Origin of the sequence: Synechococcus sp. MIT S9451, assembly GCF_047304725.1 — a bacterium.
Classification (GTDB): Bacteria; Cyanobacteriota; Cyanobacteriia; order PCC-6307; family Cyanobiaceae; genus Synechococcus_C.
Genome location: NZ_CP138971.1, coordinates 169,428 through 189,491 on the forward strand (window position 1 = coordinate 169,428; position 20,064 = coordinate 189,491).

General features: G+C 58.4%; 22 protein-coding genes. 9 read left to right on the top strand and 13 right to left on the bottom strand.

Annotation, left to right across the window (positions count from 1 at the left end):
* Window positions 1-16: 16 nt before the first annotated feature.
* Window positions 17-265 carry a hypothetical protein gene (locus tag SIB72_RS01055; RefSeq protein WP_413744334.1) on the top strand — a complete coding sequence of 83 codons (249 nt, stop codon included), beginning with the start codon at window positions 17-19 and terminating at the stop codon, window positions 263-265.
* Between the two features lie 2 nt (window positions 266-267).
* Here SIB72_RS01055 and SIB72_RS01060 read toward each other — a convergent pair whose 3' ends face one another.
* The 9 genes from SIB72_RS01060 to SIB72_RS01100 form a co-directional block, all read right to left on the bottom strand.
* Entirely contained in the window at window positions 268-480 is a 213-nt protein-coding gene (locus SIB72_RS01060) for a hypothetical protein (protein ID WP_115121421.1), read from the bottom strand.
* A 164-nt stretch (window positions 481-644) separates the two neighbouring features.
* Complete coding sequence (msrA, locus tag SIB72_RS01065; RefSeq protein WP_413744335.1) at window positions 645-1,292, bottom strand: peptide-methionine (S)-S-oxide reductase MsrA; 648 nt, start codon at window positions 1,290-1,292, stop codon at window positions 645-647.
* Window positions 1,289-2,467 (bottom strand): lipid-A-disaccharide synthase, encoded by a 1,179-nt coding sequence (gene lpxB, locus SIB72_RS01070; protein WP_413744336.1) that lies wholly within the window; start codon window positions 2,465-2,467, stop codon window positions 1,289-1,291. Before lpxB ends, msrA begins: the two co-directional genes overlap by 4 nt.
* Window positions 2,467-3,312: an acyl-ACP--UDP-N-acetylglucosamine O-acyltransferase gene (gene lpxA, locus SIB72_RS01075; protein WP_413744337.1), complete on the bottom strand. Its 846-nt coding sequence runs from the start codon at window positions 3,310-3,312 to the stop codon at window positions 2,467-2,469. Before lpxA ends, lpxB begins: the two co-directional genes overlap by 1 nt.
* Window positions 3,313-3,317: 5 nt before the next feature.
* Complete coding sequence (gene fabZ / locus SIB72_RS01080) at window positions 3,318-3,746, bottom strand: 3-hydroxyacyl-ACP dehydratase FabZ (RefSeq protein ID WP_413745148.1); 429 nt, start codon at window positions 3,744-3,746, stop codon at window positions 3,318-3,320.
* A 40-nt stretch (window positions 3,747-3,786) separates the two neighbouring features.
* Window positions 3,787-4,650, bottom strand: a complete 864-nt coding sequence (gene lpxC / locus SIB72_RS01085; RefSeq protein ID WP_413744338.1) for a UDP-3-O-acyl-N-acetylglucosamine deacetylase — start codon at window positions 4,648-4,650, stop codon at window positions 3,787-3,789.
* Window positions 4,650-6,944: a BamA/TamA family outer membrane protein gene (locus SIB72_RS01090; protein ID WP_413744339.1), complete on the bottom strand. Its 2,295-nt coding sequence runs from the start codon at window positions 6,942-6,944 to the stop codon at window positions 4,650-4,652. Before SIB72_RS01090 ends, lpxC begins: the two co-directional genes overlap by 1 nt.
* Before the next feature lie 44 nt (window positions 6,945-6,988).
* Entirely contained in the window at window positions 6,989-7,741 is a 753-nt protein-coding gene (gene purC / locus SIB72_RS01095) for a phosphoribosylaminoimidazolesuccinocarboxamide synthase (RefSeq protein WP_413744340.1), read from the bottom strand.
* A gap of 35 nt (window positions 7,742-7,776) precedes the next feature.
* On the bottom strand, window positions 7,777-8,733 hold the full coding sequence (locus SIB72_RS01100; protein WP_413744341.1) for a hypothetical protein: 957 nt from the start codon (window positions 8,731-8,733) through the stop codon (window positions 7,777-7,779).
* 98 nt (window positions 8,734-8,831) lie between these two features.
* Between SIB72_RS01100 and purD the strand changes: the two genes are divergently transcribed.
* Window positions 8,832-10,163 carry a phosphoribosylamine--glycine ligase gene (purD, locus tag SIB72_RS01105; protein ID WP_413744342.1) on the top strand — a complete coding sequence of 444 codons (1,332 nt, stop codon included), beginning with the start codon at window positions 8,832-8,834 and terminating at the stop codon, window positions 10,161-10,163.
* Window positions 10,164-10,188: 25 nt separating this feature from the next.
* On the top strand, window positions 10,189-12,252 hold the full coding sequence (locus tag SIB72_RS01110; protein WP_413744343.1) for an ATP-binding protein: 2,064 nt from the start codon (window positions 10,189-10,191) through the stop codon (window positions 12,250-12,252).
* 35 nt (window positions 12,253-12,287) lie between these two features.
* On the opposite strand, the gene kaiC is transcribed toward SIB72_RS01110, so the two are convergent.
* From kaiC to SIB72_RS01125, 3 genes are all read right to left on the bottom strand, one after another.
* Complete coding sequence (kaiC, locus tag SIB72_RS01115) at window positions 12,288-13,826, bottom strand: circadian clock protein KaiC (RefSeq protein WP_115121412.1); 1,539 nt, start codon at window positions 13,824-13,826, stop codon at window positions 12,288-12,290.
* A 65-nt stretch (window positions 13,827-13,891) separates the two neighbouring features.
* Complete coding sequence (gene kaiB / locus SIB72_RS01120) at window positions 13,892-14,251, bottom strand: circadian clock protein KaiB (protein WP_413744344.1); 360 nt, start codon at window positions 14,249-14,251, stop codon at window positions 13,892-13,894.
* Window positions 14,248-15,165, bottom strand: a complete 918-nt coding sequence (locus SIB72_RS01125) for a circadian clock protein KaiA (RefSeq protein ID WP_413744345.1) — start codon at window positions 15,163-15,165, stop codon at window positions 14,248-14,250. The genes kaiB and SIB72_RS01125 overlap by 4 nt, the downstream gene beginning before the upstream one ends.
* A gap of 163 nt (window positions 15,166-15,328) precedes the next feature.
* Between SIB72_RS01125 and rplU the strand changes: the two genes are divergently transcribed.
* Together rplU and rpmA are read left to right on the top strand one after the other, a co-directional pair.
* Window positions 15,329-15,679, top strand: a complete 351-nt coding sequence (gene rplU, locus SIB72_RS01130; protein ID WP_115121409.1) for a 50S ribosomal protein L21 — start codon at window positions 15,329-15,331, stop codon at window positions 15,677-15,679.
* A gap of 39 nt (window positions 15,680-15,718) precedes the next feature.
* A complete protein-coding gene (gene rpmA / locus SIB72_RS01135) occupies window positions 15,719-15,985 on the top strand; it encodes a 50S ribosomal protein L27 (protein WP_115121408.1) in 267 nt (88 codons plus the stop codon).
* Window positions 15,986-16,183: 198 nt separating this feature from the next.
* Here rpmA and SIB72_RS01140 read toward each other — a convergent pair whose 3' ends face one another.
* Window positions 16,184-16,933, bottom strand: a complete 750-nt coding sequence (locus tag SIB72_RS01140; RefSeq protein ID WP_413744346.1) for a class I SAM-dependent methyltransferase — start codon at window positions 16,931-16,933, stop codon at window positions 16,184-16,186.
* On the opposite strand from SIB72_RS01140, the gene truB reads away from it, so the two are divergent.
* The 4 genes from truB (at window position 16,932) to SIB72_RS01160 (ending at window position 20,058) form a co-directional block, all read left to right on the top strand.
* Window positions 16,932-17,915: a tRNA pseudouridine(55) synthase TruB gene (truB, locus tag SIB72_RS01145; RefSeq protein WP_413744347.1), complete on the top strand. Its 984-nt coding sequence runs from the start codon at window positions 16,932-16,934 to the stop codon at window positions 17,913-17,915. The genes SIB72_RS01140 and truB overlap by 2 nt on opposite strands.
* Window positions 17,916-17,973: 58 nt before the next feature.
* The gene (locus tag SIB72_RS01150) at window positions 17,974-18,756 is read left to right on the top strand and encodes a YebC/PmpR family DNA-binding transcriptional regulator (protein ID WP_413744348.1); all 783 of its coding nucleotides are present in this window, start codon (window positions 17,974-17,976) and stop codon (window positions 18,754-18,756) included.
* A 255-nt stretch (window positions 18,757-19,011) separates the two neighbouring features.
* A complete protein-coding gene (locus SIB72_RS01155; RefSeq protein WP_413744349.1) occupies window positions 19,012-19,680 on the top strand; it encodes a hypothetical protein in 669 nt (222 codons plus the stop codon).
* Between the two features lie 198 nt (window positions 19,681-19,878).
* Window positions 19,879-20,058, top strand: coding sequence for a hypothetical protein (locus tag SIB72_RS01160; protein WP_115120448.1), 180 nt, complete (start codon window positions 19,879-19,881; stop codon window positions 20,056-20,058).
* The last annotated feature ends 6 nt before the right edge of the window (window positions 20,059-20,064 follow it).

A 20,064-nucleotide genomic window follows, 5' to 3' on the forward strand; every position in this document is an offset into this window, starting at 1 on the left:
AACGAAGCAAGCCCCCATGTCATCCAGCCCCTTCCGCTGGTACGTGAGAGCCCAACTAGGCATTCTTCTTCTTCCTGCTGGGCTGTGCCTGTTTGGAGAGGCTGTGAGCCGCCGGACTCTGCAGCTTGCAGGTGGCGATGGCGGCCCTTGGTGGTGGTACGGCACGCTCAGCCTGATCTTGATCAACGCCGGGGTAGGTCTGATGATCGAAAGTGGGCTTCTACGTGGCTATCCAAGCCGAAGACTGGATCAAGACCGGCCCTGAAATTAAGACGCAGCGGCCGTCATTGAACGTTGATCCGATTCGAGCCCCTGGGCAAAACGCAGATCACCAGGGCATTCCAACGAATGAATCTGCCAGCGTGCACGGTCAGTACAGGACGCGAGCACCCGATCGAGATCATCGGAAGCTTGCTTTGGAGATGGGTATGGCCCAACGTGCCGTGTCACCAGACCATCTCGAATGGTCAGCAGATACATACATCTCTCCCTCAATTCACATCATGATGGTAATAAACACCTCTGAGGGCAAAAAAGGGGGGAAACCCGCATCTTCACTGAGAAGTCACTGAGCAGGAGCCCATCGAGCCCTTCAGGTTTTCCTCATATTCTCCAATAAGAGCCCTGCATCAGGAGGTGATCGCTCACCTCCAGGGACTCCCCTGCCGGGCATTGTCGTTCCAAACCGCATCCAATCTGCGATCGCGTCCGCAGGCCCAGCGGTAGTAGTTGTACTGAATCGGATTGCGATCAGCGTAATTCTGGTGATAAGGCTCGGCGGACCAGAAACGCACAGCAGGACGGATCTGGACCTTGACCTTTTCGATCGAAACACCCAATTCCTTTGCGGCAGCCAAAGCGCTGACCTTGGCCTCCTCCTCCTGCGCTGGCCCAGCCGTGAAGATCACCGGTCGATAGGAATCACCCCGATCGCAAAACTGCCCTTCACCATCGAGAGGGTCGATATTGCGCCAGTACTGCCGCAAAAGCATGGCATACGTGATCTGTCCGGGATCGAAGCGCACACGCACTGTCTCCTGGTGACCTGTGGTCTCGCCACTGACCTGCTGATAGGTGGGGTTGTTGACATGACCGCCGCTGTAACCGCTCTCAGCGGAGATCACACCGGGGAGCGTCTCCAAGTCATGCTCCAAACACCAAAAGCACCCGCCTGAAAGCACAGCCTCCTGTGTGGATCCGGCCCAGGCAGCAGGCACCGGCGCCAACAGGCCCACAAGCAGCAGAGCTCCTATCAGCACTCGCGACAGGAACACAGCAAACACTCTGGTCATTGCTGAATCGAATCGAGGATGGCCGATGCAGCCCGATCCGTCACTCCAGGGGTACCAAGCGTCTGCCTCAGCCGCCGATACCCATCAAGCATGCACTGACGGCACTGGTGATCTTCCAGCAAGGGCACGGCCTGAGCCATGAACTCTTCCACCGTGAACGAATCCTGCAGCAGCTCCGGGACTAACCGTTCATCGAGCAGCAGATTCACGGGGGAGATGTGATCCACCTGAAAGCTCAGCAGATGGCGAGCCACCCAAGCCGTTAGGCGACTGACCTTGTAGCCCACCACTTGGGGCACCCCGTGCAAAGCCAACTCAATATTGACCGTGCCGGACTTACCGAGAGCCAGGTCCGCGGCAGCAAACAGAGAGGGTTTCAGACCATCCGCCTCGGCCGCTGGAATCACACGCCCGCGCACTCCAGCGGCCTGCAGGGCATCAGCAAGGGGTTGCTCAAAGCGCTGAAGACCTGCAGGCACCATCACCGAAAGGGATGGATCCCTGGCCTGCAAGCGCACAGCCACTTGAGCCAGGACCGGCATCAGGTAGCGAAGCTCCTGCGGCCGCGAGGCGGGCAGCAGCAACAGCAGACGTCCATCAGGATCCAACCCCAGGTGTCGACAAGCCTCGGTGCGATCAGGACGGGAGGCTGTCAGATCCAGCAGAGGGTGGCCAACCCACGTGACATCAGCGCCATGGGAGGCATAAAAGGACGCCTCCTCAGGGAAGATCGCCAAAATACGATCAGTGAACTGAAGCAGGCTGCTGGTGCCGTCGTCGTTCATGCGCCAGGCCCATTCCTGGGGGGCGATGTAATACGTGATCGGCACCTGGGGCAGCTTCCTACGCAGACGCTGTCCCAGGCGCACATTGGCCCCCATGTAATCAATCAGCACAACCGCATCCGGTGGACGTTCAAGCAGCTCACGGTTCACCCTGGCCTGCAGCTTCAGCGTCGGGATCACCAAAGGCAACGCTTCCCAAAGCCCGATAGCGCCCATCGGTGCAGTGTCCGCTAAAAGCTCCGCACCAGCAGCACGCATGCGTGGCCCTCCAAGGGCCAAGACCTCCAGCGATAGTCCTCGCAGAGCGGCCTGTCGGTGCAGAGCCTCTACGAGCAAGCCGCCCTGTAAATCACCGGAGACCTCGCCGGTGCTGATCAGCAGGCGCACCATCAGCGGCCTGCTGGTGGCATCGGGCCCCTGCGACCTTTGGAGATCGAACCCTCAAGGAAGGTGCAGAGGTGGTCAGAAGCGGGCAGCAGCTCATGGGCCTGAGCCAACCTCAATCCCTCTGAAATCACATGGTCAGAGCGATAGATCAACGACCAGATCTCCTGCAGCTGCTGCAGCTCACGGCCCTCATGCTGCTCTGCAAGTCCACTACGACGCAGGCCGACCCGGTTCAAACCCCTCACCCTGCCGGGATGGCCCTCCACCAGACAGTAAGGAGGCACATCACGATCCACTCTGGTCATGCCGCCCACCATGGCCATGCGCCCGATATGCACGAACTGGTGAATGCCGAGGCAGCCACCGATCACTGCCCGGTCTTCAATCACCACATGGCCAGCCACCTGAATTGCATTCGACATCACAATCCCATTCCCAAGAATGCAGTGATGGCCGAGATGGCAATAGGCCATCAGAAGGTTGCCATTACCAATCCTTGTCACCTCCCCCTCATCGGTTCCACGATTGATGGTGACGCACTCCCGGATGGTGTTGTTGTCGCCGATGGCCACCTCCGTGAGGGCCCCTTTGTATTTGAGATCCTGAGGTTCCTGACCCAGGCAAGCGCCAGGAAAAATGCGGTTATGCCGGCCGATGGTCACCTTGCCGTCCAGCACGACATTCGGGCCAATCCAGGTATGGGCACCAATGCGTACCTGCGGACCCACCACCGCACCTGGACTGATAACCACTCCCTCAGCCAGCTCAGCCTTGGGGTCGACACAAGCAAGGGGATGGATCTGCACAGATCGGTCGTTAATGGTCGCTGGTGCTGCGTTCTCACTCATGGCCTTCAGTCCATCATCGAGAACATCAGGTCACCGGAACAGACCAGCTGACCATCCACCGTTGCTTCAGCCTTCACCTTGCCGAAACGCTTCCTCTTAAGGCTCACCAACTCGCAGCTGATCCTTAACTGATCACCGGGAACCACCGGCCGGCGAAATCGCACACCATCGATGCCGGCAAACACGAAGAGCCCCTTGGGGAGATCAGGCATCTGTTTCACGATCAGACCACCCACCTGGGCCATCGCTTCAACGATCAGGACCCCAGGCATCAATGGCCGCTCCGGGAAATGTCCCTGAAACTGGGGCTCATTCAGGGTGATGTTCTTGATCGCCACCGCGCGCAACCCAGGCTCGTGCTCTAGCACGCGATCCACCAAGGCAAAGGGATAACGGTGCGGAAGCAGGCCCATGATCTGCTCACTGTTGAGCATCGGTTCCGCGGGGGCAGTGGAGTCCAGGGTCAAGGGAGGTTCAGCTTGGGGAGTGAGGGGAGTCGGCAAGGGCCGAGGCCAGATCGGTATGAAGCCCATGGGAGCCTCGATAGACCAGCACCTGCGCCGTAGGGAAACCAACCAAAGCCAGATCCCCAATCAGGTCCAAGAGCTTATGGCGCACCGGTTCATCATCAAACCTCAGGGGCGGATTCAGCCAGTGATCCCCATCACAGACCAGAGCGTTGTCGAGGGCACCGCCCTGGATCAGCCCTGCTTCCCGCAGCTGTTCCACCTGATCACGGAAACCGAAGGTTCGAGCCGGTGCAATCTCCTTGACGAACAGCTCGGGAGTCAGCGTGAGAGACAGTTGCTGACGACCGATCGCACCCTGGGGAAAATCAATCACACCGACCAAACTGAAATGCTCTGCCGGAACGGCAGTAATCACGCTGCTGCCTCGATGCCTGACCAAGGGCTGATCCAAGTGCGGGCGTGGGGGACGAGCAGTCGACGCAGGGGAGAGACCGACTTCGCCGATCGCCTCAACCCATCCTTGGGCAGACCCATCGAGAAGCGGTACTTCGACACCACTGGCTCGGATTTCAGCATGGGTGATGCCTGTACCAGCAAGAGCTGCCAACAGATGTTCCACGGTCTTGAGACGACGCCCAGCACCAAACTCCAGGGTGGTGCAGAGCGGACTGTCACGAACCTGACTGGGATGCAGCTGCACTAGCTCTGAATCAGCAGAGCAGTCGTGCCACGACACCCAGAAGCCGGCTCGATCGCATGGAAGAAGGGTGACGGAGACGGACTCACCGCTGTGAAGGCCCACACCGGAACGTGTCACGGGCCCGGCAAGAGTCCAAGCTCCCTCATAATCCGCCGGCCAGGACGTCATCAGAACTTCCAGCCCACACCCAGATTGAAACGCCAGTCACCAGTGAAGTCTTGGCTTGCTACCTCCAGGCGAAGGGGACCGACGGGAGTGGTAACAATCACACCAGTACCCACCGAGAAACCGGAGCCCGGCTTGTCCAGCAGCTGACCAGGTTTACCGGGCACATTCGCCTGAGATCCAAAGTCGGTGCCGGCATCAGCAAAGATTTCACCCGCGAAGATGCTGATGATCGGGAAGCGATATTCGATCGTGGCTTCACCAAAGCTCCGTCCGACTGCAAGATCACAGTCGTACCAGCCACGCACGGAATTGGAGCCCCCCAGGCAGAACGCTTCATAGGGAGGGAGCTGACCAAGCACAGTGCCGGCCTTGAGCTGAATACCAATGGCCTGAGGGCAATTGGCCTTTTCTCCGGGCTTAGGGCGGCAGCCCTTAGCCAGCTTGAGGAAATTGACAGGAATGAAGTGGGTATAACTCGCTCTCACCCGGTTGAAGGTCGGAGAGTTCTCACCAACGGAGACGAACTGCTCGGTTCCAAAACTGAAGAAGTTGCCTGATGTGGGATTGCGAGGATCGTTGAGATTGCTGTAAGTAGCAGCAAAGCGCAGGCCAGCAAGATTGTTCTCGGTGGCGCAGTTAAAGGCGATGCAGATGACGTCGTCATTCGGAATCCGGTGATCCTTAATCCGGTCATTCGGCAAGGCATAGGAACGGGTGTCGCCAGCGAAGTTGATCGGCCGAACATTTTGAACATTGAGACCAACAAGCACGTTCCACGGAACGAACTTGTAAGGATCACCACCATTGAGAGGTCGGGCGAAAATGACGTTGCCGCCAACGCGCTGCAAGGCCACCGAATCACCTTCGTATTCAAACCAACTGGTGTTTGGGAACTCCTTGCTGGCCTGGCCGACACTCTTGAAATTGTCTGTATTAAACGAGCTGGGGGGATTGTTGATCGAATAGGCGTAGCCACCGCCGTTGTCGTCGTAATCACTCAGCGTCAGGATGTTGCCATTGTTCTGGCTCTGGAACACCTGGGGCACTTCCCGACTGAGGAAGAGCGAGGTACGGAAGGAGGTGCGGTGCTTGTCACCCTTGATCCAAGGGTCTGTGAAGGTGAAATTCGCCAGTCCGCCGTACTGGCCATAGGTGAGGTTCAGAGCAAGATTCCAAGCCCGTCCAAACAGATTGCTGTCGGAGAGCTGCACCTGACCGAAAACACCCTGACTCTGGCTGTAGCCCAGACCACCGGAGAGGGAACCGGTGGACTGTTCGACGATGCCCAGGATGATGGTGACGTTGCCGGGCTCCCCAGCCACCGGCTTCAGCGTGACCTTGACATCACTGAAGAGAGAAGTGCCATAAAGCCTCTTGAGATCTCCTTCGAGCTGGGTCCGATTGAAAGGCTCTCCTGCCTGGATTGAAATCTCTCGGGTCACCACCCAGGGACGGGTCTTGCCTTTGATGGGTTCGCCCTTGTCGTTTGTCGTTTCACCATCCTTATTGAGGAACTGAACCTCAACGCCGGCGACGGTGCCGATCACCACCTTGAGTTGCACCACACCGTCGGGACTCACCCGGCTTGGCCCTGAGACCCGCGCCAGGGAATAACCCTCCTTGCTATACCAGCCCTGCAACTCCTTCATGCGCAGCTGCAGCTCGCTGAGATTCAGCGTGCGGCCGTAATCGGAGCTGAAGGTGTCGGCGATCACACTGTCAGGGATCTTGGAGTCCGAAGGCTCAAGCTCCACCTTGGTGAGCACGGGGTTGGGCACCACCTGCACCACAAGCTGCACACCCAGGGGGCCGTTGACTGGCTCGATGCGCACATCTGAGAACCATCCAGATGCATAAATAGCATCCAGATCCAGCTTGAGTTCATCGCGGGTGACGCGAATCCCTGGCCTCACCGCCATCGCGTCATAGGCGGCCAGTTCAAGCCGCTCCTGTTCGGGATGACCGGCAATCCCTTCGATCACCACCTCGCTGATCAAAACCCGAGGCTGTTGAGGCTGCTGGTCCTCAATCGGTTGGCTGATAGGCACTGGATTGGTTGTTGGTGCCTGCTCAACGTCAATCGTCTCCACCTCAGAGGCTTCAACCTCCAACTCCTCGACCTCACCCGTCTCTGTCGTGCCTTCCAGCACATCCACGGTGACGGCCTCGGTCTCTGAGACAGTCTCCGTCTGCGCTCTTGCAGGAACAGTGGTAAGAAGCGGGAGGGCCAGTGCAAGGCCTAGCGCCCCCTGCCGAACGGCGTCCTTGGTCCGGCTGGAGGTGAAGTTGACCATGGAGGGGCAGCAATCGGCCCAATGGCCGCAGAATCACCGAGACCTTACCGGTAGTTGCGGGGGTTCGGGCAGGCCCCTTGGACCCGTTTGCAGACCTCCCCGTAGGCCTCGATCAAACCGCCGAGGTCCTGACGGAACCGATCCTTGTCGAGAATGCGCTGCTTGGGATCAGTGGTACGCAGATCCCAGAGCCTGCAAGTGTCAGGGCTGATCTCATCAGCCACCAGCAATTCTCCGGATGGATTACATCCCAACTCCAGCTTGAAATCCACCAGCTGCAGATCTAGACCACGGAAAAAAGGCGCCAAAACGGCGTTCACACGCCGGGCAAGAACTTCAATGGCCTGACGCTGCTCAGCACTCACCAGCTGAAGCAATTCCAAGCGTGATTCGGTGAGGAGCGGATCACCAAAAGCATCATCCTTGTAATAGAGGTCAAGCAGTGCTGGCTCCAGGCTGGTGCCCTGAACGATCGGAGTCTGTTTGCAAAGCGAGCCCGTGGCCACATTGCGCAGCACGACCTCCAAGGGAATGACCTGCACTTTCTGAACCGCCATCCAGGTCTCATCCACCAGACCGAGGAAATGCGTCGGAATGCCCTCCTGTTCAAGGAGCTCAAACAACCGCGCTGAGATCTGACAATTCAACCGTCCCTTATCGGCGATCTGTTCGCGTTTGAGGGCATTGAACGCCGTGGCATCGTTTTTGTACTCGACCAAGACCCAGTCGTCCTGATCAGCGGCATAAACACGCTTGGCCTTGCCTTCATACAGCAGGGGACCGTGGGAATTGGTCATGAAATCGCAATCGAAACGAGGGCGAACGGCCCTTCCTAATCCGATTCTCCCAGGGAGGAGCTCCCCCCAAGTCCCCGAGGAGATCGGAGTTGGCGTTCCAGCTCCAAGCGCCTTTCCTCAATCGCCGTTCTGTCTGAATCCTCCCGAATCAGTTGCCAAAGGGTGTAGCGATCATCCAGACGAGTGGCCAGACGCTCAAGCCTGGCTCGAGGCCTGGCGCCATCACCCCCCAATTTCCGTTCCAGCCTCAGCTGAATCTTGAGCAAATCCTCCGCCAACGACCAGGCCTCGGCCGCCGCTGCTTGATCAAGGGCTGTTTCCAAGAGATTGGTCGCGTCGTTCTGACCCAACTCCTCAAGCCAGAGCGCGGCCCGAGCCAGACGAGCGGCCCCCTCACGACCAAAACTTGGGGCCGACAGGGCCACTGCTGCTGCACGGTCAATCCGTCCGGCCGCCGCCTCGTGTTCCGCCAACTGATCCAGAGCGAGACGGCTGATGGTTAAACCGGTAGCTGTGTCAACCAGCGGTAACTGCACCCTCTCCAGTCGCGAGAGATCACCCTCTGCCAGACGTCGAAGGGCAAGAATCGCGCGCTGGTGATCGAGAGCCGCGGCCGCCGCACGCCATGACAGCACCAGCCACTCCTGGCGCTCCAGACCCGAGCCAGGTCCATACCGACTGAGCACCCTCTGAGCACTCTCTGGTGCCTTACAAGCCAAAAGGGCGCGGGTATTGGCGGTCACCACAGCAAAGGGCTGGGGCGCTGGTGCGACCAGCATCAAGCGATCGCGCAAGTCCTGCAGCCGTTGCTTCAACCCAAAGCGAGCCGCATCACGACAAGCCTGCTGCAACTGGGCAAGGTCATCGCTTTGCAGCATCCGTAGGTAGTGAACCTCGGCGATCGGCTCGGCATCGACAGGGGAAGAGACCGGTTGCACCGCCAAGGGAGTGGCCGCCAGCAGCAGGGAGAGAGAGAGGGAGGAAATCCCCATGGGGCAGCCGTTCAACAAAAATGGACGCAGATCGACCGGGGCGATCCGCCTCACGATCCGTTCAAACCTAAGGGCCCTGCCCCGCAAGTTCCGCTGCCATGGCCAACTCAGCTTCCGGTCTTCAGTCGCTTCCCCCTCTGCAGAGAGTGCTTGTGGTGGGGAGTGGCGGGCGGGAACATTCTCTCGGTTGGGCCCTCAGCCGATGCCCTGGGATCGAGCAGGTCTGGGTTAGTCCAGGGAACGGCGGCATTCCAGAACGGACGGAAGGGCAAACGCAGACCTTCAGCAAACTGCCTCTGAGTGAAGGGGATCGAGACGGTCTGCTCCAGCATTGCCGCAGCGCATCGGTGGACCTTGTGGTGGTCGGTCCGGAGGCACCTCTCGCTGCAGGGCTGGCGGATCACCTCCGGGCCGCGGGGCTCGCCGTGTTTGGCCCCGGTGCCGATGGCGCCCAACTTGAAGCCAGCAAAGCCTGGGCCAAGCAGCTGATGGACGAGGCAGGTATCCCGACTGCAGGTCACTGGGCAATCAGCAGTGCAAACGAGGGGCTGGCCCTGCTTGAGCAACTGCAGCGGCCGCTTGTGGTGAAAGCCGATGGACTGGCCGCTGGCAAGGGCGTCACCGTTGCCACCAGCGTTACGGACACTGCAAGCGCGATCCGTGAAGCCTTCGGGGGGCGCTTCGGCAGCGCTGGTGATCGGGTGGTTCTGGAGGAATGTCTGCAGGGGCCCGAGGTCTCAATCTTCGCCCTCTCTGATGGCGAACGGATGGTGATCCTTCCCCCGGCTCAGGATCACAAACGGCTGCTAGAGGGTGACGCAGGGCCGAACACCGGTGGCATGGGTGCCTATGCCCCCGCTCCCCTACTGGATGCCGAAGGACTTGAAACCGTTCGTCGGCAGATCCTTGAGCCGACACTCCAGGCACTACGAGACAGGGAGATCGACTACCGCGGCGTGATCTATGCCGGACTCATGCTGACGGCGAATGGCCCACAAGTGATCGAATTCAACTGCCGGTTCGGAGATCCGGAATGTCAGACCCTGATGCCCCTGATGGGGCCCCAGCTCGCCCAGGTGCTGCAGGCCTGTGCCATCGGGCGGCTTGATTTAGCACCGGCTTTGACCATCCGCTCAGACTGCAGTGTCTGTGTGGTGGCAGCCGCGGCAGGGTATCCGGATGCTCCCCGCAAGGGAGATCCGATTACGAGCCAGCTCGAGGCTGGAGCCAGCCATCAACTCTTCCATGCCGGAACCCGATTGAACGAGCAGGGCATCCTGGTGAGCTCTGGCGGTCGTGTGCTCACCATGAGCGCTCAAGGATCCGATTTCGACCAGGCCTTCGCTGCCGCCTATGAAGCCCTTGCGAAGGTGACCTTTGAAGGGATGCAGTATCGCCGCGACATCGGACATCAAGTGCGACGGGCCTAGGCTCATCGTCACGCTGTTCGGCGCGATGGCCACCAGCACCCCTACCGCTTCAGACCCGGCGTCCTCGGACACCGCTGCAACCTGGTGGCAACAGCTCACAAGCTGGTGGGCGGAATTCAGCCTTCAGACCAAGCTGCTGGCGATCGCCACGCTGGTGGTGAGCCTGATGATGACAGGCATCACATTCTTTGCACTCAACGGAATTCAGCGCGACGCCGTCATGAATGACACGCGCTATGCCCGGGATCTTGGCCTGTTGCTGGGCGGCAATGTCAGCGAGTTGGTGGAGAAGGGCCATGACAGGGAACTCGCCAACGTGGCTGAAAAATTCTGGCGCTCCAGCACCAGCCTCCGCTACATCTTTTTTGCCGATCCTGAGGGAGTCGTCTACCTGGGAATTCCCATCAGCGGCACTGAAGCGAATGGGAGTACTGACCTGCGCCTAAGCCGTCGACTTGAATTACCTGCCGAACTGCAGACGCGACCGCAGAATCCCCTGGTCCGTCAGCACCTCACCCCCCAGGGCAAAATCACCGATGTGTTTGTGCCACTGGTGCGCAATGGTCGCTATCTGGGTGTTCTTGCCCTTGGGGTGAACCCAAGCGAAACCGGACTGGCCAGCGCCGCCCTCACCCGTGAGGTCACGGTGGCGGTGTTCATCTCCATCTGGGTGCTGGTGATTCTCGGCGCAGTGTTCAACGCACTGACCATTACGCGACCGGTGAAGGAACTGCTGCGAGGGGTGCGCCGGATCGCCACCGGTGATTTCCAGGCCAGGATCGGCCTACCCGTGGGCGGTGAACTCGGGGAACTGCTGGATGGCTTCAATGCCATGGCCTCCCAACTCCAGGCCTATGACGCCGCCAACATTGAGGAGTTAACCGCTGCTCAGGTGAAGCAGGCCTCCTTGATCGCCACGATGGCTGATGGCGCCGTGCTGCTGGATGAACGGGGCCGGATCGTGCTGGCGAACCCAACGGCACGACGCTTGTTCCGCTGGGAAGGCCGCAAACTGGAGGGACAGGATTTTCTTGGAGAACTGCCCGAACTCCTGGCCATTGAGCTCCATAATCCCCTGGATGCTGTACTGAGCAATGTCTCCGACAGCAATGAGCTAAGACGCAGTGTCGGCGAACCACCCCGAACCTTGCGGGTTGTCTTTCAGGCGGTGCGAGATGCCAGTGGAGAAAGCCTGAAGGGCATCGCCGTGACCATTCAGGACCTCAGCCGCGAGGTGGAACTGAATGCAGCCCAGAGCCGGTTTATCAGCAATGTCTCCCACGAGCTGCGCACACCGCTGTTCAACATCAAGAGCTACGTGGAAACTCTCTATGACATGGGGGATCAACTGACTGACGAAGAGAAACAAGAATTTCTTGGAGTTGCCAACGCTGAAACCGATCGCCTCACACGTTTAGTGAATGACGTGCTCGACCTGTCGAGGCTGGAATCGGAACGGACAGTGCAATTCAGTCCAATCGAACTGAGACCAGCCATGGAGCAAACGTTGCGCAGCTACCAACTCAATGCCACCGATAAGGATGTGACGCTGGAACTCGATGCAGCACTTGAAACGCCAGAGGTCTTGGGCAACTGGGATCTGCTGCTGCAAGTGCTCGACAATCTGGTGGGCAATGCTCTCAAATTCAGCCGCCCAGGAGGAGTGCTCCGAATCACTGCCTACACCTGGCCTGACCTCTGCGCGATGACATCGCCCACGGACGCCCCCCTAGCAGCCAACAACGCCCCCTTCTGTGAAATGGTTTCACCCATGCCTCGGCTGCGGGTGGAAGTTGCCGATACCGGATGTGGCATCAGCGAAGCCGATCAGCAGCGCATCTTCGATCGGTTCTACCGGGTGGAAAACGCGGTTCATACCGAGGTGGGAACTGGCCTCGGGCTATCGATCGTGCGAGGCATCATTGAAAAACACGGGAGCACGATCAGGATGAGCAGCGAGCCAGACGTGGGGACCACCTTCTGGTTCGACCTGCCTCTAGCTGCAGCTGATCAGGACGAACTGGAACTGCAGGCCGACCGACAGAGCCGCCAGCAGCAACTCGAGCTAGCAGAGGAACTGAGCGTCTGAGATCGAGAGCGCTAAGCCTTCTCGTGCCCTAAAACTCAATCTTCAGGTGAGACACCGCGGACAATCCGTGAGAGCTCACTGCGCTCATCGGTGGTCACGCGATGGGGAACACCACTGATGATTCTTTCGAAATTGGAGAAGGAATCTTTGATCTCCGGACCATTGCCGGTGATCACAAACTCACGAATGCCCTTGTCATGCCATGAACCACGCATCTTGAAGACATTGAGCGCGCGGGCCATCTCGCCATGAATTTCCACATACTGCAGCAGCAGAATCGTGTCAGTAATCGTGGAGATATGGGAATCAGTGATCGAGTGACTGCCCATGAACTCTTCAGAAGTGTTCGTAAAGAAGCCCGCAATTTCTTCCTGCTTGGCGTAACCGGTCACACCAATCACAAACTGGCGGAAGGCGTTGTGACTGACGCCTCTGGCAAGGGCCGATAAGGAATCGATCGCCATCCGCGACGGCTTGAACTGACTGATCTCTGTCTTAATGATCTGCAGGTGGTCTTCGAGACCAGTGGATTCGGGGTAGGCACAGATGATCTTGAGCACTCCATCCTGCTCCATTTGCTCAAAATCAATTCCCCAGCTGGTGGCATTGCGCAGCAACTGGGCGCGTGATTCCTCGTAGGCAAACAAGATTGCCCTTTCCTTGTTGCGGCATGCATCCTCAATAAACTTCGACACCAACAGGGTCTTACCCGTTCCAGTAGCGCCGGTCGCAAGGATGATCGAGTCCTTAAAGAAGCCGCCACCGCACATCTCATCGAGACGCGGCACACCAGAACTAATGCGCACATTGGACGAGCGCTGAGTGAGGCGCATCGCTCCCAAAGGAAAGATGCTGATGCCGTGCGCACCCATCGTGAACGGGAACTCTCCCTTCATATGGGTGGTGCCGCGCAACTTGAGAATCTCAACGGTGCGGCGTCGGCGTTCACCCTCAAGAACATTTCTGAGAATAACTACATTATCGGAGACAAATTCTTCAACCCCGTAACGAGCAATTGGGCCATATTCATCAATGCGCTCTGTGGTCATGACCGTAGTAACGCCAATCTCTTTCAAGCGCGCAATCAGACGAAAGATCTCCCGACGCACCACAAAAACAGCATCGTACTGTTGGAAAACAGCAGTGATCGAATCGATCGCAACTCGCTTGGCCTTGTATTTGCGGATCGCATAATTGATCCGCTCAATCAAACCAGAGAGATCAAAACTGCCAGCTACATCCTGACCATCTGGATCTGGGGATGCATCCAAAATGAAGAGCTTATCTTGCTCCACCATCTCCTGAAGATTCCAGCCAAAACTGGCTGCATTGCGAAGAATATCGAGTGGCGACTCTTCAAAGGTGACAAAAATCCCGGGCTCGTCGAAGTGAGCAATGCCGTTATGCAGAAAATGCAGTGAAAACACAGTCTTACCTGTGCCCGAGGTGCCGCTGATCAGGGTGCTGCGGCCAATCGGGAGACCGCCATGACAGACATCATCAAAGCCCTCAATCCCCGTTGGGAGCTTCTGGACCTGCATCTGAGGTGAGCCCGTGGAACCTGAGATCTGCATGACAAATGAGGGTTATTCAGACGCTAATCACGAATGGAGGCAAAGGCGATAGATCAGGGCCCTGCTTAAGGTTCTGTGGGCACTTCGTCAGCATCCTCCAATGTGTCCATCAAGGACGAGCCCAGGCCAGCATCAGTGAGCTCGTCATAGAGGAGATCGAGACCGATCAGCACCCGCTCTCGATCCGAAAGATCCCCGATAATGCGTCTCACCGGAGGCGGAAGAATCTTGGAGAGCGTTGGGGTCGCCAAGATCTTGTCCTCTTCTGCCAACTGAGGATTCTTGAGCACATCAATCACCTTCAGGGCGTAAACCCCCTTAAATTCAGTCTCAAGAATGTTGCGGAGCGTTTTCAGGGCCCGCATTGAGTTGGGGGTGTTCCCCGCCACATAGAGCTTGAGGATGTAAGTCTTGCGAGGACTCATGAGGACAGCTCCCGACGCGCTTCCGACGATGCAGCCACGGATAACGATCCTGGCGAAGCGCCGGTTCCCGCCAGCGGCGCTTCGGTTGGGATCGAGCGGCGATACATCTCACAGAGATGGGCCATCACATCAAGAAGGGCCAAGCGGTAGTCCTGCAGGAAATCGTTCTTGTGCCCTTCAAGTCTGAGCTTCTTCCAGAAGTCGTCAATCAAGTTCATGTGGATTTCAACAGCACGGGTGATCGGAAGATCTGCAAAAAATGCCGTATTCACAAAGCTTTCCAGGGCCTGATTTGCCGCTGCCGGATCGCGGAAATAACTCAAAAGCAAGTCTCGGTAGGTCCGCTCCAAAGACTTCAGCAGCTCCTCCTGCTCATCAGGAGGAAGATTGCTGAGCGAACGCGATGGATCGCGCTTGTAGAAGACGCCGAGGTAACCAAGTCGTTCCTGAAGCCGGCTGGTGAGACGCCAAGCACTGCTCTCGACCGCGACTCCCCCCTGCACGTTCAGGGCCTGGCCTTCTGCCTGACGCTCCTCCTTCTGACCTTGACGCAGGAATCGCGAAATCGCAGCATCAACGTTGTATCCCAGCTGCTCAATTTGATCGACAGGCAGGTGGACCTCTTCAGGGTGGTAGTCCACCCGACCCATCACCTCCCCCACCACCACAGCAGGGAAGAGGAGGCCGGCGTCGAGCAGCGACTGCCGCAATTCGGGTTCGAGCAGTGATTGCTCAATCACCACAGCATCAACCGCTTCACGTTTCTGCTCGAGAGCCGCCTGAAAATCCTTGACGTCGGCTGTCAATCCCAAATCCACAGTCGTGTAGCGGTTGCTGGGCAACCATGAACGGCACGCCGTCACCAGGTCCTGCGTCTTCACAAGCAGTGCGATGGAGAGGGCCGGACCATTCATCCTTCGCAGGATTGCTCTGACTTGATCTTGACGAAAGGGGAACCAAAGGTGGAGGATCTTTGTTTGTCTTTCGATTGCGGTTCAGGCCGAATCGAAGCCGAGGGCCTCGGAGCTTTGCTCCGACATGTCATTGCTTCGAGCCTGTCCGCGTCGCCTTCTCTCCATGGCAGACCCAAGTACCGAGACCTACGCGATCGTGGAGGCTTCAGGCCAGCAGTTCTGGCTGCAGCCCAACCGTTATTACGACCTGGACCGCCTCCAGGCCGGAGTTGACGAAACCATCACCCTGGACAACGTGCTTCTGGTGAAGGACGGCAAGGGCACCACGCTCGGCCAGCCCTACATCAAAGACGCCACCGTTGAGCTCAAGGTGATGGATCACCGCCGTGGACCGAAGGTGATCGTCTACAAGATGCGCCCTAAGAAGAAGACACGTCGCAAGAATGGACATCGCCAGGAGCTGACCCGTGTGATGGTTCAGGCCATCAAGGTCGGCGGCACGGCCATCAGCTGACACTCTCCACACCACCCCCTCACTTTTCAGGCATCACTCATGGCACATAAGAAAGGCACAGGCTCCACACGTAACGGACGCGACTCAAATTCCAAGCGCCTTGGGGTGAAGGCGTACGGCGGAGAAAGCGTCACGGCCGGTTCGATCCTCATCCGCCAACGCGGCACCTCTGTGCTCCCAGGCCTGAATGTGGGTCATGGCAAGGACGACACCTTGTTCGCGCTCACAGACGGCATCGTGACCTTTGAGAGTATTCGCAGGGGCCTGCGCAACCGCAAGCGCATCAGCGTGAAGGCCGCCGGCTAAGCCTCACCCCTTTTGAAGCTGACGCAGGGTCAAGACGAACCCCAGCATGGCTGAGCCCCAGCAGCACAACACTGTTGGGGCTTTTTAATGCCTTAATGCCGAGCGATCCGCTCGAGGAACAGGCTTGCAGGCGCTTCACCCATCTCAGCGCCTGCTCTGCCGTTCAAGACGAAGCGATCAACACTTCAGAGCTCGTTCTCAAAGGGGTCGGTAGGCACGAGTGGTGATCAAAAAGGGATGGAACAGCTCAAGGAAACGACTCTGCAAGGTGCGAAAGAAACGCTCCACAAGTGCCGGATCATCGAAATGGAAGGGGTACTCACCGTTGTCCCCCTTGAAGAAATACCAGTTGAGCAGAGCCGTGCCACCGGGGGCCATGGCCGCATGAAAGAGGTCCAGCTGGGCAGAGGGATCTGGCAAATGTTCCAGGACATCGAGGCAGACCACAGCATCGAAGCGCTGATCAGAGCAGCTCTGCAAATCACGATGCACCGACAGCTTGTGGCCAAGCCCAAGGGAAGCCGACCTCTGGGTCACAAAGTCGCGGTTATGCGGATTGAGATCCACAAACCACACATGCTCCACCTGCGGCAAAGCCGCCGCCGCCAAAGCATGGGTTCCAATGCCACCGCCAAAGTCGAGCACATGGCCTTTGGCGAACTGCTGCTGCAGCCGCAAGGTATCAGCGATGTAGTCAGAACTGGTCAGATGCCAGGCCGCAAGCTCCAGTAAATGTCCGGTACCGACGGTGTCTTCGTAGAAACCAGTGGCATCGTCAGGTTGAAAAGCCCCTGGATGGAGAGCAGCAAGGTCGTCTGTGGCACGTTTCAGCCGCAGCTCCACCTCATCCAGAGGCAGGTTCAGATAAGCACTGAGATGGGCTTTCACCGCCAGGCCGTCTTGAAGAAAAGCCGCCACGTCCACAGTGCGGTCCCGGAGCTCTTGCATGGGCCGATCTCACGCCGCGGCCAACCTACCGGGCCACTTGAACTGCCACAGTCCTCTCAGGTTTGTGCGTCTGGCGGTCGTGGGTCCCTTTGGCTTTGTTGTAATTGACAAGCCCGCAGGCCTCACCTCCCACAGTTGTGTCAGTCGCCTGAGACGCTGCTTTGGACTGAAAAGGGTCGGCCATGGCGGCACCCTGGATCCTGCTGTCACTGGCGTGCTTCCGATCGCACTCGGTGCCGCGACGCGTCTGCTGCCTTATCTGCCTGGGGACAAGACCTACCGCGGCAGCATTCAACTCGGCAGAACCACCAATACCGATGACCTCGAAGGCGAGGTCCTGACGAATCAGAGCTGGCCAGCTCTCTCAGCCAACGACCTCGAAGCAGCCCTGCACACCTTCCGTGGACCGATTCAACAACGACCGCCCCAGGTCTCTGCAGTGCACGTGGACGGAGTACGCGCCCACGAAAGGGCTCGACGCGGCGAACACATGCATCTACCGCTGAGACCCGTCACCATCCACCGCCTGGAGATGCAGGGCTGGGATCCCAACAACGGCAGACTGGATTTAGAGGTGCACTGCTCCGCTGGCACCTATATCCGATCACTGGCCCGCGACCTTGGGGAACAGATTGGCTGCGGCGGATGTCTCGCAAGCCTGCGGCGTATTCAAGCCCTCGGATTCCAGATCGAGCAGGCTTCCCCCCTGCCTGAGTGGCCGGATGAGAGCGACGCAACGAGCCAGCGCCTTCCCCCGGTTCTGCCACCCCAACAGGCCCTGAAGCATCTGGCCGCACACGAGGCGTCCGATACCGACAGGGAGAACTGGCGTTGTGGACGACGACTGCACATTGCCAACGGACTGGGGTCCGTTGGAGAGACCCTGATGGTGGTGCACCACTCTGGCCAGATGCTGGGTCTTGGCTTGATCGAGGCCGACAGCCAGCTGCGACCCAAGGTCGTGTTCGATGCTCGCGGCTGAATCCTGGCCAGCAGCCAACCGGTAGCCTGCCCTGAAGCGGAAGGGCGCTCGCGATTCGATGGCTGGCCACAGCAAATGGGCCCAGATCAAACGCACGAAGGCGGTGGTCGACGCCAGGCGAGGTGCCGTGTTCACCCGGATGGGTCGCGAGATCACGGTGGCTGCTCGGTGTGGTGGCGATCCAACCGGGAACTTTCAACTGCGCACCGCCATCGCCAAAGCCAAAGCCGCTGGCGTTCCTGCCGCCAATATCGAGCGGGCGATCGCCAAAGGGTCCGGTCAGGGGGGCGACGGAATCAATCAACTGGAAATGATCCGCTATGAAGGCTATGCCCCAGGTGGGGTGGCGGTTCTGGTGGATGCCCTCACGGACAACCGCAATCGCACAGCGGCCGATATTCGCCTGGCCTTCAGCAAGAACGGCGGCAACCTGGGCGAAAGCGGCTGCGTCAGCTATTTGTTTGAACACCGAAGTGAGGTGCGCATCCGTCACGGCGCAGCGGAGCAGCGGGGCACCACAGCAGCTGACAGCGTCCAAGAGGAGGCACTTTTAGAAACCCTGCTCGATCTTGATGCCGACAGCTATGAGCTGGGCGACGACGGTTCTGCCCTCGTGCATGGCCGCTTCGAGGCCCTGGAACAGTTGCAGAGTGGACTGAGGGACAGTGGCTGGTCCGTGCAGGAGTGGGGACATTGCTGGCATCCGCTCACCAGCGTCACCCTCACCGATCCGGCCACCGCTAGCGAGTGCCTCAAACTTCTCGAGGTGCTCGATGAACTGGACGATGTCAGCAGCGTCAGCGCCAACCTCGATCTCGCCGAAGGGCTACAGATCGACTGACATGACTGGTTTTTAGAGCGAAAGTGACTGCCTTCAAATCGGCAATGGATCGAATCATGCTTCGACATCTGGTAGCGAGAGGGTGGGTGCGGTGTCAGCCAAGGTGGTGACTGAGATCTGAGCCGTTCACCAGAGTTTCACCAGATGTTGGCTTGATTCGCACTAGAGGCATGCACTGGGGGTCACCAGAAGGACTGTGACCTTGAAGTAGTCGAGGGGGCAACACCCCCCATCTGAAATCACCTCTCCAAGTCAATGGCCAACACCACTCGCTCCACCTTCACGCCGTCCGCTCAGTTCATCGAAGCCGGAGAAAAAGCCCAAGCCTTCGCCAACGCAGGCAACGCCCTGAAACCTTTTCTGCCCCAAGAAGCTCAACAACAAATCGAAGGCGTCGACAAGGTCGCCAACGCACTCACCGCAACAGGCCAAGCCCTTGAGCACTTTGGTTTCGATGAAGATGCAGATCTGGTGACAGGTCATCAGCCAATGACCAACCCCACTCGCTCCACCTTCACGCCTTCCGCTCAGTTCATCGAAGCCGGAGAAAAAGCCCAAGCCTTCGCCAACGCAGGCAACGCCCTAAAACCTTTTCTGCCCCAAGAAGCTCAACAACAAATCGAAGGCGTCGACAAGGTCGCCAACGCACTCACCGCAACAGGCCAAGCCCTTGAGCACTTTGGTTTCGATGAAGATGAAGGCTTTGAGGGAGACGACCCAGCGTTCGAGGCAAGTACTGAGCGTCGTGCTGCAATCTTTGCATCCACTCCAGAAACAATCTTGCCCCTTGATGCACAGTCGCTAGGAACAACTGCAGCCGTAGAGCATCAAGCCGACCCACTGCGTGATTCACTACTCGGCAGCACTGATACTGTCCAACTTGGCAGCCAGGAGGCATTGAATCAGTCCACGATTGCCCTGTGATGAACGTCTTGATGCCCTTACCAGCCCCGCCACGAGCGGGGTTTTTTATTGTCTGCGCTCCAACAGGAAGTGGGCTGGGTCCCTGAACAGCCTCGTTGCTGCGCAACAACGGGGTGACCAAGATCACAGCAAAAAGGATCTGAGTCACACCTGACCACAACCAGTTCAGAGAGGGTGATTGCAGTTTCAACCTTTACCATGAACCGCGATCTCAACAACGCCGCCCTCCAGCAGATGATTGCCGTGATTGAGTCTGGCAGCCTCAACACTTTGGATATGCTGCGTTTAAGACAAGCCGCCTATTTGCATAGCATCGTTGCCGCAATGCTCAACGAGCAAGTGGAACGTCTGCCCGAAACCGCTGAGATCCATCACTAAGGCGAG

What these genes read in the sequence shown, in the direction of transcription:
- SIB72_RS01090 (WP_413744339.1), bottom strand. Translation starts at nt 6,944, where the DNA reads ATGGTCAACTTCACCTCCAGCCGGACCAAGGACGCCGTTCGGCAGGGG.
- lpxA (WP_413744337.1), bottom strand. Translation starts at nt 3,312, where the DNA reads ATGAGTGAGAACGCAGCACCAGCGACCATTAACGACCGATCTGTGCAG.
- SIB72_RS01140 (WP_413744346.1), bottom strand. Translation starts at nt 16,933, where the DNA reads ATGCAAGAGCTCCGGGACCGCACTGTGGACGTGGCGGCTTTTCTTCAA.
- SIB72_RS01110 (WP_413744343.1), top strand. Translation starts at nt 10,189, where the DNA reads ATGGCCACCAGCACCCCTACCGCTTCAGACCCGGCGTCCTCGGACACC.
- rplU (WP_115121409.1), top strand. Translation starts at nt 15,329, where the DNA reads ATGGCAGACCCAAGTACCGAGACCTACGCGATCGTGGAGGCTTCAGGC.
- kaiB (WP_413744344.1), bottom strand. Translation starts at nt 14,251, where the DNA reads ATGAGTCCTCGCAAGACTTACATCCTCAAGCTCTATGTGGCGGGGAAC.
- SIB72_RS01160 (WP_115120448.1), top strand. Translation starts at nt 19,879, where the DNA reads ATGAACCGCGATCTCAACAACGCCGCCCTCCAGCAGATGATTGCCGTG.
- SIB72_RS01100 (WP_413744341.1), bottom strand. Translation starts at nt 8,733, where the DNA reads ATGGGGATTTCCTCCCTCTCTCTCTCCCTGCTGCTGGCGGCCACTCCC.
- fabZ (WP_413745148.1), bottom strand. Translation starts at nt 3,746, where the DNA reads ATGCTCAACAGTGAGCAGATCATGGGCCTGCTTCCGCACCGTTATCCC.
- purD (WP_413744342.1), top strand. Translation starts at nt 8,832, where the DNA reads ATGGCCAACTCAGCTTCCGGTCTTCAGTCGCTTCCCCCTCTGCAGAGA.
- lpxB (WP_413744336.1), bottom strand. Translation starts at nt 2,467, where the DNA reads ATGGTGCGCCTGCTGATCAGCACCGGCGAGGTCTCCGGTGATTTACAG.
- msrA (WP_413744335.1), bottom strand. Translation starts at nt 1,292, where the DNA reads ATGACCAGAGTGTTTGCTGTGTTCCTGTCGCGAGTGCTGATAGGAGCT.
- lpxC (WP_413744338.1), bottom strand. Translation starts at nt 4,650, where the DNA reads ATGACGTCCTGGCCGGCGGATTATGAGGGAGCTTGGACTCTTGCCGGG.
- rpmA (WP_115121408.1), top strand. Translation starts at nt 15,719, where the DNA reads ATGGCACATAAGAAAGGCACAGGCTCCACACGTAACGGACGCGACTCA.
- SIB72_RS01155 (WP_413744349.1), top strand. Translation starts at nt 19,012, where the DNA reads ATGGCCAACACCACTCGCTCCACCTTCACGCCGTCCGCTCAGTTCATC.
- SIB72_RS01055 (WP_413744334.1), top strand. Translation starts at nt 17, where the DNA reads ATGTCATCCAGCCCCTTCCGCTGGTACGTGAGAGCCCAACTAGGCATT.
- SIB72_RS01060 (WP_115121421.1), bottom strand. Translation starts at nt 480, where the DNA reads ATGTATCTGCTGACCATTCGAGATGGTCTGGTGACACGGCACGTTGGG.
- SIB72_RS01125 (WP_413744345.1), bottom strand. Translation starts at nt 15,165, where the DNA reads ATGAATGGTCCGGCCCTCTCCATCGCACTGCTTGTGAAGACGCAGGAC.
- kaiC (WP_115121412.1), bottom strand. Translation starts at nt 13,826, where the DNA reads ATGCAGATCTCAGGTTCCACGGGCTCACCTCAGATGCAGGTCCAGAAG.
- purC (WP_413744340.1), bottom strand. Translation starts at nt 7,741, where the DNA reads ATGACCAATTCCCACGGTCCCCTGCTGTATGAAGGCAAGGCCAAGCGT.
- SIB72_RS01150 (WP_413744348.1), top strand. Translation starts at nt 17,974, where the DNA reads ATGGCTGGCCACAGCAAATGGGCCCAGATCAAACGCACGAAGGCGGTG.
- truB (WP_413744347.1), top strand. Translation starts at nt 16,932, where the DNA reads ATGGGCCGATCTCACGCCGCGGCCAACCTACCGGGCCACTTGAACTGC.